This window comes from Microbacterium hibisci (assembly GCF_015278255.1).
Lineage (GTDB): Bacteria > Actinomycetota > Actinomycetes > Actinomycetales > Microbacteriaceae > Microbacterium > Microbacterium hibisci.
This window is the reverse complement of sequence record NZ_JADIJC010000006.1, coordinates 111584-124104: the sequence shown is the minus strand read 5'-3', so window position 1 is coordinate 124104 and position 12521 is coordinate 111584. Positions and strand designations below refer to the sequence as shown.

Annotated in this window: 12 protein-coding genes; 7 read left to right on the top strand and 5 right to left on the bottom strand. The window is 72.1% G+C overall.

What is annotated here, in order from left to right; translation table 11 throughout:
* Positions 1-4 precede the first annotated feature (4 nt).
* Entirely contained in the window at positions 5-1408 is a 1404-nt protein-coding gene (locus tag IM770_RS12630; RefSeq protein ID WP_203581504.1) for an Nramp family divalent metal transporter, read from the top strand.
* 23 nt (positions 1409-1431) lie between these two features.
* The gene (locus tag IM770_RS12625; protein WP_203581503.1) at positions 1432-2067 is read left to right on the top strand and encodes a metal-dependent transcriptional regulator; all 636 of its coding nucleotides are present in this window, start codon (positions 1432-1434) and stop codon (positions 2065-2067) included.
* An 89-nt stretch (positions 2068-2156) separates the two neighbouring features.
* Here the strand turns inward: IM770_RS12625 and IM770_RS12620 are convergent, their stop codons facing one another.
* A complete protein-coding gene (locus tag IM770_RS12620; RefSeq protein ID WP_203581502.1) occupies positions 2157-2849 on the bottom strand; it encodes a VIT1/CCC1 transporter family protein in 693 nt (230 codons plus the stop codon).
* Between the two features lie 339 nt (positions 2850-3188).
* Here IM770_RS12620 and IM770_RS12615 point away from each other — a divergent pair, with 339 nt between their 5' ends.
* Positions 3189-4757, top strand: coding sequence for a hypothetical protein (locus IM770_RS12615; RefSeq protein ID WP_203581501.1), 1569 nt, complete (start codon positions 3189-3191; stop codon positions 4755-4757).
* 99 nt (positions 4758-4856) lie between these two features.
* Here the strand turns inward: IM770_RS12615 and IM770_RS12610 are convergent, their stop codons facing one another.
* Positions 4857-5828 carry an SDR family NAD(P)-dependent oxidoreductase gene (locus tag IM770_RS12610; RefSeq protein ID WP_307785451.1) on the bottom strand — a complete coding sequence of 324 codons (972 nt, stop codon included), beginning with the start codon at positions 5826-5828 and terminating at the stop codon, positions 4857-4859.
* 61 nt (positions 5829-5889) lie between these two features.
* On the opposite strand from IM770_RS12610, the gene IM770_RS12605 reads away from it, so the two are divergent.
* Positions 5890-6699: an HAD-IIA family hydrolase gene (locus IM770_RS12605; RefSeq protein ID WP_203581499.1), complete on the top strand. Its 810-nt coding sequence runs from the start codon at positions 5890-5892 to the stop codon at positions 6697-6699.
* A 139-nt stretch (positions 6700-6838) separates the two neighbouring features.
* Here IM770_RS12605 and IM770_RS12600 read toward each other — a convergent pair whose 3' ends face one another.
* Positions 6839-7852 (bottom strand): aldo/keto reductase, encoded by a 1014-nt coding sequence (locus IM770_RS12600; RefSeq protein ID WP_203581498.1) that lies wholly within the window; start codon positions 7850-7852, stop codon positions 6839-6841.
* Positions 7853-7921: 69 nt separating this feature from the next.
* Here IM770_RS12600 and pdxR point away from each other — a divergent pair, with 69 nt between their 5' ends.
* The gene (pdxR, locus tag IM770_RS12595; protein WP_203581497.1) at positions 7922-9481 is read left to right on the top strand and encodes a MocR-like pyridoxine biosynthesis transcription factor PdxR; all 1560 of its coding nucleotides are present in this window, start codon (positions 7922-7924) and stop codon (positions 9479-9481) included.
* Positions 9482-9568: 87 nt separating this feature from the next.
* On the top strand, positions 9569-10144 hold the full coding sequence (locus IM770_RS12590) for a YdeI/OmpD-associated family protein (RefSeq protein WP_203581496.1): 576 nt from the start codon (positions 9569-9571) through the stop codon (positions 10142-10144).
* 252 nt (positions 10145-10396) lie between these two features.
* Here IM770_RS12590 and pyrE read toward each other — a convergent pair whose 3' ends face one another.
* Complete coding sequence (gene pyrE / locus IM770_RS12585; RefSeq protein ID WP_203581495.1) at positions 10397-10975, bottom strand: orotate phosphoribosyltransferase; 579 nt, start codon at positions 10973-10975, stop codon at positions 10397-10399.
* Between the two features lie 86 nt (positions 10976-11061).
* Between pyrE and IM770_RS12580 the strand changes: the two genes are divergently transcribed.
* Entirely contained in the window at positions 11062-11901 is an 840-nt protein-coding gene (locus IM770_RS12580) for an exodeoxyribonuclease III (RefSeq protein WP_203581494.1), read from the top strand.
* 13 nt (positions 11902-11914) lie between these two features.
* Here IM770_RS12580 and IM770_RS12575 read toward each other — a convergent pair whose 3' ends face one another.
* Positions 11915-12466 (bottom strand): hypothetical protein, encoded by a 552-nt coding sequence (locus IM770_RS12575; protein ID WP_203581493.1) that lies wholly within the window; start codon positions 12464-12466, stop codon positions 11915-11917.
* Between the last annotated feature and the right edge of the window lie 55 nt (positions 12467-12521).

Below are 12521 nucleotides of genomic sequence, written 5' to 3'. Positions count from 1 at the left end.
CGGCATGCCGAAAACTGCCGAGTCGTCACCGCGGACGACACCCGGAGCGGGCGAGGACCTTCTGCCCGTCCGCCGCCGGGCGACCATGCCGCGCCTCGCCTGGCTGATCGGGCCCGCTCTGGTGGCCGGGGTCGCCTACCTCGACCCGGGCAACGTCGCCAGCAACATGACCGCCGGTGCGCGCTACGGATACCTGCTGGTGTGGGTCGTCGTGCTCGGCAACGTGATGGCATGGCTCATCCAGTACCTCTCCGCGAAGCTCGGCATCGTCACCGGCCGGAGCCTGCCCGAGACGCTCGGGACGCGCATCCGCAACCCGTGGGCCCGCCGCGCCTACTGGCTGCAGGCCGAGCTGGTCGCGATGGCGACCGACATCGCCGAGGTGATCGGCGGCGCGGTCGCGCTGAACCTGCTGTTCGGCATCCCCCTCGTGTGGGGCGGCGCGATCACGGGCGCCGTCTCGATCACGCTGCTCCTCGTGCAGTCCCGGCGCGGGCCGCGCCCCTTCGAGTTCGTCGTGATCGGCCTGCTCGCCGTCATCGCGATCGGCTTCTCGTTCGGGGTGTTCGTCGCTCCGCCCGACCCAGCCGGTGTCGTGGCAGGACTGGTGCCGCGCTTCGAGGGCACCGACTCGGTGCTGCTGGCGGCGTCGATCCTCGGCGCCACGATCATGCCGCACGCGATCTACGCGCACAGTGCATTGGCAAGGGACCGCTTCGCGCCCCCGCGGGCGCTCGCGCGGGACCGCTTCGCGCCGACCGCCCCCCGATCCGGTACCGGTCCCGGCACCGGCACCCGCCCGCTCAGTGAGCGCGACGCGCCCGACCCGGCGCTGGCCGAGCTGCGCGGCATCCCCACGCAGCGCCTCCTGCGCGCGACGAAGTGGGACGTCACGATCGCGATGCTGATCGCGGGCACGGTCAACCTGTGCATCCTGCTGCTCGCCGCCGCCAACCTCGCCGGCGTCCCGGGCACCGACTCGCTCGAGGGCGCCTACGCCGCGCTCTACGCCGGGCTCGGCCCGCTGGTCGCAACGCTGTTCGCGGTGGGTCTTCTCGCCAGCGGCCTGGCGAGCACCTCGGTGGGCGCGTACGCGGGCGCCGAGATCATGCACGGCCTGCTGCACGTCCGCGTGCCGCTCCTGGCCCGCCGGCTCGTCACGCTCATCCCCGCGCTGATCATCCTCGCGATCGGCTTCGACCCGACCGTGGCGCTGGTGCTGAGCCAGGTGGTGCTGTCGTTCGGCATCCCGTTCGCGCTGGTGCCGCTGGTCGCCCTCACGGCGAAGGCCGACGTGCTCGGCGGGTTCCGCAACCGCGTGTGGACGACGATCGCGGGGGTCGCGGCATCCGTCTTCCTCATCGTCCTCAACGGCGTGCTGCTGTTCCTCGTGCTCACCGGCGCGTGAGAGGCGCCCCGGTACCCTGGAGCGTGCCCTCTCCCGCCGTCGACGACTACCTGAAGACGATCTACCACCACACCGAGTGGCAGGACGATCGCATCACGCCGTCGCAGCTGGCCGCCGAGCTGGGACTCGCACCGTCGAGCGTCACCGAGATGGTGCAGAAGCTCGCCGCGCAGGGCCTCGTCACCCACCGCCCGTACGGGCCGATCGCGCTCTCCGACGAAGGCGCCCGGCGCGCCGCCGCCATCATCCGCCGCCACCGGCTCATCGAGACCTGGCTCGTGCGCGAGTTCGGGTACGCGTGGGACGAGGTGCACGACGAGGCCGAGGTGCTCGAGCACGCCGTCAGCGACCGCCTGCTCGAGGGCATCGACGAACGCCTCGGCCGGCCGCGGTTCGACCCGCACGGCGACGCGATCCCCGACGCCGACGGGCACGTCCACCGCGAGCCGTTCGTGCTGCTCGGCGCCGCGCCGGCGGGACACACCGGTCGCGTGCTCCGGGTGAGCGACCGCGACCCCGAGCTGCTCCGGGCGGTCGAGACGGCCGGCGTCTCGGTGGGCGCGGTCGTGACGGTGACGGATGCCGCATCCCTGCGTGTCGGTGAGGCCGACGTCGCCCTGCCCGCAGCCGCGGCCGGCGCGGTGTGGCTCAGCGCCTGATCCCGTCTTGCGGCGGGCTCAGAGCCTGACACCGTCCGGCGGCGCCGGGCGATGTCGGACGCGCGCGACGGGTCGCGGAGAAGGCACGGTCAGAAGAAGATGACGCCGGCGAGGTAGCTGACGCCCATGGTGCCCAGGCCGACGGCGAGGCTCCGGATGAGCATGCGCAGCGCCGACAGGCGCCCCACGCCGGCCGCGACGAGCGAGGTCAGCGCCAGCGACACGACGACCGCGACGATGATGGCCCACGTCTCGATCGCCACGGGCGCGAGGAACGTGATGAGCACGGGGATCGCGGCGCCGATCATGAAGGCGATCGCCGTCTCGAGCCCCGCCCACCAGGGCGCCGATCGGTGGGTGATCTCCTCGAGGCCGTGCTCGGCATCCAGCTGTGCCGCGATCGGATTCCGAGCCGTCAGCTGCTGCGCCACCTCGAGCGCCAGTGCGGGCGAGAGCCCGCGCGATTCCCAGTGAGCGGCGAGCGTCGCCAGCTCACCGGCGGGGTCGCGCTCGAGCTCGGCCTGCTCCTCGGCGGCGAGCTCCAGCTCGCTCTCGCGCTCGGCGGCGACCTCGGCCCACTTGGTGCCGCCGGCGCTCAGGCCGCCCGCGATCATGGCGGCCACCGCGGTGAAGAGCAGCAGCCGATCCCCCGCGCCCGCTCCCGCGAAGCCCTGAAGCAGACCTGCGGTCGCGATGATCCCGTCGTTCGCGTCGATCGCCCACGACGTCTCGCGCACGCGCGCCACGAAGCGCATCCACAACGACGGGGCGAGCTGGGCCATGCGACCTCCTGCGGTCAGTCTGGCACCCGGGGTCGCGGCACCCGCCGACGACACAACGTCGGCGGCGTCGCCGGCGCGCGGCCCTCGTGCGACGGGGACGGCGGGGGACGGCGGGGGACCGTGCACGTGGTGGTCTTGACCCCGCCGCGGTGCGGAGAGACAATCCCCGGTGGAGGATGGCCTTCGGACGCCGACTGGGGGAAAGTCGGGGGTGACCGGGGCGTTCACCGGGGGGATGTCAGGGAAACCGCGAAGGCGGGCGCGCGCCAGGGGTGCGTGCGGCCCGCTCATCGTCGAGCGCTCCTCCGCGCGGGAGACCGCGCGATCGGGAGGGTAATCATGTTGAGAAAAGCGATGTCGGTCGCGGCTGCGGCTGTTCTCGTCCTGGCGGGGGCGCTCGTCGCCCAGACCGCTTCGGCGACGGACGCGCCTGTGATCAGGACCGGCAGCGGAACCGCCGAATGCAAGGCCGCGGGCTACGACTTCGGCATCAAGCTCGACACCGGCGACGACGGCACGTACGTCTACGGTGTCGACCCGCAGTGGGAGGATACGGTCGCGGGCTACGCGATCAGCGTGACGCTGCTGGGCGACTCGTTCACGTTCACCGCCACGCCGATGCCGGCTGCGGTGCTGGTGAAAGCCGGCACGCACTACGACATCTTCACGCCGCCGTACGAGCAGCCGCTCGAGCCGACCGTGAAGTTCGGCATCAGCCACATCACCTTCTGCTACGAGTACGTGCCGCAGGAGGACCCCTACGAGCACCTCACCGTCACGAAGGAGATGACCACCGAGTATCACCGCACGCATGAGTGGACGCTCGACAAGAACGTCAGCAAGTCCGACGTCTGGCTGTACGCGCCCGGTGGCGCGGGGTCGGGAACAGGCCAGGTGGACTGGACGGTCGACGTCATGTACGGCGGCTACACCGACAGCGCCTTCCTGGTGAAGGGGACCATCACGGTCACGAACGACGGCGAAGCCGCGACCGTGGTCTCTGACGTCGTCGACACGATGACGATCGGGGGCATGGCCGACGTCGTCGACATCACGTGCGGCGACCCGGCGATCGACTTCGAACAGGACGTCGTCGTGCTCGACGTCGGGCAGTCGCTGACGTGCACCTTCTCGCAGTCTGTCTCCGGCAAGGTCGAGGGCACCAACTCCGCTGTGGCCACCACGCTGAGCGGCGGCACGTACTCAACGGCCGCGCCCGTCGCGATCCCGGCCTGGGGCGCCCCCAAGACCGAGACCGACGCCAGCGCGACGGTCACCGACGTGAACGACGCGACCGACCCGCCGACCGTGCGGACCGAGACGTTCACCGCGCCGTACGGCGGCTCTCTCACCTACTCCGACACGTTCTCGTACGACGACTACGACGTCTGCGGTGACTACCAGGTGAAGAACACGGCGACCCTCTCGGCGGCGGGCGTTCCACCGGTCGAGAAGATCGTGAACATCCACGTGCAGTGCCTGGTGTTCCAGGGCGAGACGGCGTGGGCGGCCAACACGACGGCGGGCACGCTGCCGTACAACACCAAGAAGGGCGGCAACTGGGCCACCTACGTGAAGTACCCGCAGGACGACAACGTGTACACCGTGTATGCGGGGCAGTCCACGCCGGTCGGCACCGCGACGATCACCGACCTCGGCAACGGGACGGTGAGGGTGACCATCGCACTCGATGACGACTGGGACTTCGCGGGAGGCGGAACCAACCTCCACGTGCAGGGGTACAGCAGCGCGCCGTCGGGCAACCCGTCGCCGGGTCAGTTCGCGTCGCACACCACGTGCGTCACCACAGCGGACACCTGCACGACCGCACCCATCGCGAAGCGGCCCTACTACGGCATCCACCTCGATGTCGGGCAGTGGGTCCCGGACCCGATGTTCGGCCCGTGACCCGATGACTGAGTGAGCGCCTGCGGGGAGTCGGAGACGGCTCCCCGCAGTCGTGCCCGGGCCCCGGCGGATCCAGACCGGGTGGCGACGGATGCAGGGTCAGGCGGCCGGACGACCCTTGGCCGCACCGGCAGCCGCGGCCGCGGCCAGCGGCCACCGCACGCCGGTCGCCGCCTGGGCGACCTCCCACAGCCGCGAGGCCACTTCGAGGTCGCGAGTGATCTTGGCGGCGGTCGCCCGACGCGGCTCGCCGCGCGAGCCGGTCCGCGGCCCCCAGAACTCCCCGCCCTCGACGTCGGGATCGGTGAGGGCGCGCACGAGCGGCCACGCGCCGTGCTCCTTGGACTGCGCCGCGAGCGCCTGCAGGTTGTCGCGGAACCGCTTGGCCCGCGACGGCTCGTTGACACCCACGATCCCCGGCGTCCGTCCGCCCGTCGAGTATCCGGGGTGCGCGACGACGCTCGTCACGGGCACGTCTGCGGCGCGAAGGCGCCGGTCGGCCTCGAAGCCGAGTGCCATCGTGGCCACCTTCGACTGCACGTAGGCGCGCCACGCCGAGTACCCGTCGGCGAGCTGAGGGTCGACCGGGTCGTAGGGCGTGAGCGAGGTCGACATGCTGCCCACCCACACCATGCGGCCCGACGCCTCTGCGAGCGCCGTCAGCAGCTCGCCGCCGAGCGCGTAGTGCCCCAGGGCGTTCGTCGCGAACACGACCTCGTGCCCGTCGATCGTCGTCTCGCGCTCCTTCGGCGCATGGACGACGCCCGCGTTGAGCAGCACGCCGTCCAGCCCGCCCCGGCCCCGCACGCTCGCGGCCGCCGAGCGCACCGAGGCGAGGTTGCTGGTGTCGAGGATCAGTGGTTCCGTGGCGTCGGCTGCGGCATCCGGAACCCGCCGTCGGATCGCCGCACGCGCCGCGGACAGACGATTCGGGTGGCGCGCCGACATCAGCACCCGGGCACCGGCGCGCACCAGCTGCTCGCACGCGAAATAGCCGAGGCCGGCGTTGGATCCGGTCACGAGGTACACACGACCCGCGAGGTCGGGGAGGCTGCGGGGATCCCACGTCACGGGATCGACCCTACGCCCGCGCGGGCCCTGCGCACGCCACGCGACCGCATAGCCTTGACGCATGCGCACGCGGTCCGACATCGAATGCTGGCTCACCGACATGGACGGCGTGCTGGTGCACGAGAACACGCCGATTCCGGGCTCTTCCGCGCTGCTGCAGCAGTGGCGGGACCAGGGGGTGCCGTTCCTGGTGCTGACCAACAACTCGATCTTCACGCCGCGCGATCTGTCGGCGCGGCTGCGGGCCTCCGGCCTCATCGTGCCGGAGGGGTCGATCTGGACCTCGGCCCTCGCGACCGCCGACTTCCTCAAGTCGCAGATGCCCGGCGGCTCGGCCTTCGTCATCGGCGAGGCGGGCCTCACGACGGCCCTGCATGAGGCCGGCTTCATCATGACCGAGACCGACCCCGACTACGTCGTCGTCGGCGAGACCCGCAACTACTCGTTCGAGGCGATCACCAAGGCGATCCGGTTCATCGGCGCCGGCGCGCGGTTCATCGCGACGAACCCCGACGCCACCGGCCCCTCGACAGACGGCGTGCTCCCGGCAACCGGTGCCATCTCGGCGCTGATCACCAAGGCGACCGGCATGGAGCCGTACGTCGTCGGCAAGCCCAACCCGATGATGTTCCGCTCGGCGATGAACCGCCTCGGCGCCCACTCCGAGAACACCGGCATGATCGGCGACCGCATGGACACCGACGTCGTCGCCGGCATCGAGGCGGGCCTTCACACCGTGCTCGTGATGACCGGCATCTCGGACCCCGCCGAGATCGCGCGCTACCCGTTCCGCCCTGACGAGGTGCTCGATTCGGTGGCCGACCTCCTCGACCTCGAGCCTGTCGAATCCGAGGACCCCGAGCTGCTCTAGCGCCGGTCCCGTCGAGGCTGCGACGGGACGGAGGGACGGATGCCGCGGCCGCCGGCATCCGTCCCCTCCCCGGCGCGGGGGCTCCGCAGCGCCCCGCGCCGGACGGCTCAGGCGCCGACCGCGCCCCGCGCCGGACGGCTCAGGCGCCGACGGCGGCGCGGACGTCGAGGTCGGCGGTGTCGAGCCGGGCGCGGACGTCGGCATCGAGGACGAGCTCCGACGCAGCGAGCGCCTCTTCGAGCTGCGCGACGCTCGAGATGCCGACCACCGGGATGACCGGCACCTCAGCGCCCAGCAGCCATGCCAGCGCCACCTGGTTGGGCGTCGCGCCGATCTCTTCGGCCACCTCGTGAAGCGTGCGCACCCGCTCGCGGTTCGACGCGTGGCGCATCGCCGGCCACGCCGGCTTGTCGTGGCGGGCGAAGGCGCCCTGGTGCAGCGGCGAGTAGGCCGTGATGGTGAGGGGCGGGCGTCCGTCCGCACCCGCCGCAGCGGCGTAGTCCAGCAGTTCGACCGACACATCGTTGGTGCGCCCGGCCCCGGGGCTCGGGTACACGTAGCTGTAGCCCTGCTGCACGACGCCGTAGGGGTCGACGCCCTGACGCAGCGCCTCCTCCCGCGCCTCGATGAGGCGCCACAGCGCGACGTTCGAGATGCCCGAGATGCCGACGAGCCCCTCACGCTGGAGTCGGCCGAACGCGGCGACGGTCTCGGCGATCGGCGTCTCGCGGTCGTCGACGTGGCCGTACAGCACGTCGATCCGGTCGACGCCGAGGTGCTGCAGGCTCAGGCGCGCCTCGCGCGCGACGACCTCGGCCGTCAGGCCCTGGAAGTTGGTCGGCTCGACGTTCTGCAGCGGCAGCGCGGGATCCTTCTTCGCAGCGCCGAGCTCGGTCGCCAGGCGCACGCCGCCGAGGCCGCCGCGACGGCGGATCCACGCGCCGAGCACGTCCTCGCTGTCGCGCCCGTGCCCTCCGACCCACGCGTTGTAGTTGTTCGCGGTGTCGAGGAACGTGCCACCGGCGTCGGCGAACCTGTCGAGGATCGCGTGCGCGGTCGCGGTGTCGGTGCGCGTGCCGAAGAACATGGTGCCGAGGCAGAGGGTCGAGACCTCGAACGAGGTCGACCCGTTGGAGATGGTGCGGTACTGCATGACGTGCCCTTTCCTGAGTTCGTGAACCCATGGTGGAACGAGGGCGGTTCGGGAGTACGATCCGATTCGATGGCACAAACCCAGACCAATCGAGTGGCGTGGGAGACGCTGCTGGATCTCGCCGCGCATGACGGCCCGCTTCACGTGCGGCTGGAGCTGGCGGTGCGGGATGCCGTTGCCACCGGCCGTCTGCCCGCCGGCGCGGCGCTCCTTCCGAGCCGGCAGCTCGCGACCTCGCTCGGCGTCTCGCGGTGGGTCGTCACCGAGGTGTACGGACGCCTCACCGCCGAGGGCATCCTCGAAGCCCGGACGGGATCTGCGACGCGGGTCGCGGCATCCGTCCGCCCCACCGCACTGACGTCCAGCGCTCAGCACACCGCATTCGCAGTGTCCGCGGCCGCCACGCCCGTCGCGTCCGCGGCCGCGACTTCCGTGCCCGTCGCAGCTCCCTCCGCGTACGCCGTGTCCGCCGCCTTTTCCTCACCGGCGCCCCTCCGCCCCCCGCCGGAGACGGTCGTCCCGCTGCGGCGGCCCCGGTACGACCTCTCCCCCGGCGTGCCCGACCTGCGCCACGCGCCGCGTGCGCTCTGGCTGCGGGCGATGACCGAGACCCTCGCCGAGACGCCCGACGCGGAGTTCTTCCGCCTCGACGGCGACGTGCCCGCCGCGCGGGTGGCGGTGGCCGCGTACCTGTCGCGATCGCGCTTCGCGCGCGCCGATCCCGACGCCGTCGTGATCACGCACGGCGCCGCCGACGGCATGCGGCGCGTCGCCCGCGCGCTGCGCACGCTCGGGCACACCGCGCTCCTCGTCGAGGATCCCTCGTGGCAGCGCATGCGACACGTCGCGGCTGCGGAGGGCCTCGCGGCCGTGCCGGTCAGGGTCGACGAGCAGGGCGTCGACGTCTCGGCATTGGTGGAGGCATCCGTCCGCACCGGCGCCCGGGCCGCGCTCGTGACGCCCGCGCACCAGTTCCCCCTCGGCGTGCCCCTGTCGGCCGAGCGCCGCGAGGGGCTGATCGCGTGGGCGCGGGGCTGCGAGGGCGTGGTCGTCGAGGACGACTACGACGCCGAGTTCCGCTACGACCGACGGCCGATCGGAGCCCTGCAGGGGCTCGCGCCCGACCGTGTCGTGCTCGCCGGCAGCCTCAGCAAGACCGCGTCGCCTGCGCTGGGGATCGGCTGGCTCGTGGTGCCGTCGTGGCTGCGCGCGACCGTGCGCGACGCGGGCACCGCGGCGCCGTCGACACTCGACCAGCTCGTGCTCGCGCGCTTCCTCGGCTCGGGTGGTCTGGATCGGCACCTGCGCGGCGCGCGCACGCGATACCGGCGGCGACGCGAGGCGCTGCTCGCGGCGCTCGCGCGCGCGCTGCCGGAGTGCCGCGTCTCCGGGATCGCCGCAGGGCTGCACGTCGTGCTCGACCTTCCGTCGGGGGTACGCGCCGCCGACGTCGTGCGGATCGCCGAGGCTCACGACCTCGGCCTCACCGACATCCGCCGCTACCGCGTCTCGCCCGACTCCCCCGGTGCGGAGCGCCTCGTGCTCGGTTACGGCGACCTCGCCGACCCGCTTGTGGACGAGGCCGTGCACCTCCTCGCGGCCTGCGTGCGCGAGGCCGCGCGGACCTGACCCACGCAGTTCCGGCCGCACGACCGCGCCCTGCGACGCCCCGCCCGCGCCGTGCACGACGTCGGAGCCGCCCGGTAGGGTCGCGTCATGGGCGCGCTCGACGACGGTGAGAAGGTGGAGGCGACGGATGCCGCGACCTGGCGTTCGTGGCTGGAGGCGAACCATCGCACCTCGAAGGGGGCGTGGCTGGTCCGCGCCCGCCCCGGCTCGGGGCTCGAGTTCGTCGGTTACGAGGACGCGATCCGACACGCGCTGTGCTTCGGCTGGATCGATGGCCCGGTGCGGTCGTTCGACGAGGAGCGCGGCGGCCTCTGGTTCGCGCCCCGCCGTCCCTCGAGCGGCTGGGCGGCGACCAACAAGGCGCGGCTGATCGAGCTCGAAGCGGCCGGACTGATCACCGAGGCCGGCTATCGCGCGGTCGAGGTGGCCAAGGCGAACGGCGCGTGGACGGTGCTCGACAACGCCGAGGCGATGCGCGAGCCCGACGACCTCGCCGCCGCGCTCGACGCGGTGCCGGCCGCGCGCGCCGCGTGGGACGCCTTCCCGCCGTCGACTCGCAAGCTCGGCATCGCGACCGTCGACATGGCCCGCCGGCCCGAGACGCGCACCGCGCGCGTCGAGAAGCTCGTGGCCGACGCCGCGGAAGGGAAGCGCCCGACGTGATCTCTGAGACCGAGCAGACGATCCTGCTGCTGACGAGCGCGGTGATCGCGCTCGGCTCCCTCACCGTGATCCTGTGGCAGTGGTGGCGGCGCCGCGGCAAGCGCGACGACTGACCGCGCCGCCGCGCCGGCGACATCGGGCGCGATGGTGCGGCAAGTGCTGCAGCTCTCTGCATGTGCTGCGTCGATCTGTGCAGCGGTTGCAGGAAAGTGCAGCACGTGCGCCGTCGCGATGCCGGCGGCGCGGGCCCGCCTACTGCGGGTCGAGGCCCAGGTCGTCGAGGTCGATCGCGGCGAGCCACTGCAACCCCTCGGCTTCGACCGCCGCCTGGGCTCCGGTCTTGCGATCCACGATGACGGCGACGGCGACGGGCTCGGCGCCCTCGCGGCGCAGCGCCTCGACGGCCTTCAGGGCCGACTGGCCGGTGGTCGAGGTGTCTTCGACGACGACGACGCGCTTGCCCGCGACATCCGCGCCCTCCACCTGACGCCCGCGGCCGTGGTCCTTGGGCTCCTTGCGCACGACGAACGCGTCGAGCGGCTTGTGGGTGCGCGCCGACTCGTGCATCACGGCGTTCGCGATGGGGTCGGCGCCGAGCGTCAGCCCGCCGACGGCGACGACCCCGTCGACGTCGCGGATGAGGTCGAGCATGATCCGCCCGATCGACGGCGCGGCCCGGTGGTCGAGCGTGAGCTTGCGCATGTCGACGTAGTACGTCGCCTTCTTGCCGCTCGAGAGCGTGAAGTCCCCGTGGAAGACCGCCTCGTCCTGGATCATCGCGATCAGGTACTGGCGGTCTGCTTCGAGCTCGGGCGTGGAGGCGACGGTCATGCGATCGATTTTACGGATGCCGCGCCCCGGCGCCCATCGTCACGAGCGGCCCTGGCACGTCGGTGCGCGCGAATAGGCTGGATCCCATGCGCCTGGCCACCTGGAACGTCAACTCGATCCGCGCGCGGGTCGACCGCATCGTCGACTTCGCGGTGCGCGAGCACATCGACGTGCTCGCGATGCAGGAGATCAAGTGCAAGGCGGAGCAGTTCCCGTTCGAGCGGTTCGAAGAGGCCGGTTTCCACGTCGAGGCGCACGGCTTCTCGCAGTGGAACGGCGTGGCCATCGCCAGCCGCGAGCCCGTCACCGACGTGCGCACGGCATTCCCCGGAATGCCCGGCTTCGAGAAGGGGCACAACGGACCGGATGCCCCGCAGGAGGCCCGCGCGATCGGCGCGACGGTCAGCGGAGTCGAGGTGTGGAGCCTCTACGTCCCCAACGGCCGCTCGCTCGGCGACCCGCACTACTTCTACAAGCTCGACTGGCTGGCGGCGCTGCAGCAGTACACCTCCGAGTCGCTGACCGCGAACCCCGACCTGGCCCTCGCGCTGGTGGGCGACTTCAACATCGCGCCGACCGATGCCGACAACGGCGACCCCGCCGTCGTCCCGGGCTTCTCGACCCACGTGTCACCGCCCGAGCGCGAGGCGTTCGCCGCCCTCCAGGCCGCCGGACTGCAGGATGTCGTGCGCCCGCTGATCCCGACCGGGTACACCTACTGGGACTACAAGCGCCTGAAGTTCCCCCGCAACGAGGGCATGCGCATCGACTTCATCCTCGGCTCGCACGCGCTGGCCGAGGCGGTGACCGGCGCGACGATCCACCGCGACGAGCGCAAGGGCGAGCTCCCGAGCGACCACGTGCCGGTCGTCGTCGACCTCGACCTCGAGGGCCCCGACGACGACGACCGCCCGATGATCTTCTGACCCGCGCCCGCGGTCACCCCTCGCCGGGAGTGCAGCCGGGCGGCGCGGAGTTGCCGCTGATCGCGAAGTCGCCGCACGTGAGGAAGTGCTCCTGGTTGAGGCCGAGGACGAATGAGACGATCGCCACGCCGAGCACGACGAGCACGATGAGCCACTTCGTCCCCCGCCGCGTCTCCGCGGCGAAGTCGGGCCACACGATCCGCACGAGCACCCACAGCGTGAACGGGATGCCGACCAGCACCGCTGCGATGCCGATGAGGTCGAGGATCGCGATCCCCAGATCCTGGGTGTCGTCGTCGACGACGAAGTTCAGCACGAGCCACAGCGACGGCAGCAGCAGGAGGAACGCGCGGACGAGCCGGCCGCCGACCGGCTTGCGCTCGACCAGCACGAAGACGAACGCCGCCGTCGAGGCAGCCCAGAGCGCCAGGAGGTCATCGAAGAAGATCTCACCCCACGCACCGAGGCTGAACGCCGGCCACCAGGCGATCGCCGACATCCCGACCATGATGACGCCGGCCGGCACATCGCGCCGGCGTTGCGGGACAGCGGATGCCTCGGCCACAGCCGCACGCTAGCGGGCGGAGCCGCGGCATCCGCTCTCCCACGCCGCCCCGCGG

Bases quoted from the DNA above. Each gene is read 5' to 3' on its own strand.
- IM770_RS12630 (WP_203581504.1), top strand. From the start codon at position 5: ATGCCGAAAACTGCCGAGTCGTCACCGCGGACGACACCCGGAGCGGGC.
- IM770_RS12620 (WP_203581502.1), bottom strand. From the start codon at position 2,849: ATGGCCCAGCTCGCCCCGTCGTTGTGGATGCGCTTCGTGGCGCGCGTG.
- IM770_RS12615 (WP_203581501.1), top strand. From the start codon at position 3,189: ATGTTGAGAAAAGCGATGTCGGTCGCGGCTGCGGCTGTTCTCGTCCTG.
- IM770_RS12605 (WP_203581499.1), top strand. From the start codon at position 5,890: ATGCGCACGCGGTCCGACATCGAATGCTGGCTCACCGACATGGACGGC.
- IM770_RS12600 (WP_203581498.1), bottom strand. From the start codon at position 7,852: ATGCAGTACCGCACCATCTCCAACGGGTCGACCTCGTTCGAGGTCTCG.
- pdxR (WP_203581497.1), top strand. From the start codon at position 7,922: ATGGCACAAACCCAGACCAATCGAGTGGCGTGGGAGACGCTGCTGGAT.
- IM770_RS12590 (WP_203581496.1), top strand. From the start codon at position 9,569: ATGGGCGCGCTCGACGACGGTGAGAAGGTGGAGGCGACGGATGCCGCG.
- pyrE (WP_203581495.1), bottom strand. From the start codon at position 10,975: ATGACCGTCGCCTCCACGCCCGAGCTCGAAGCAGACCGCCAGTACCTG.
- IM770_RS12580 (WP_203581494.1), top strand. From the start codon at position 11,062: ATGCGCCTGGCCACCTGGAACGTCAACTCGATCCGCGCGCGGGTCGAC.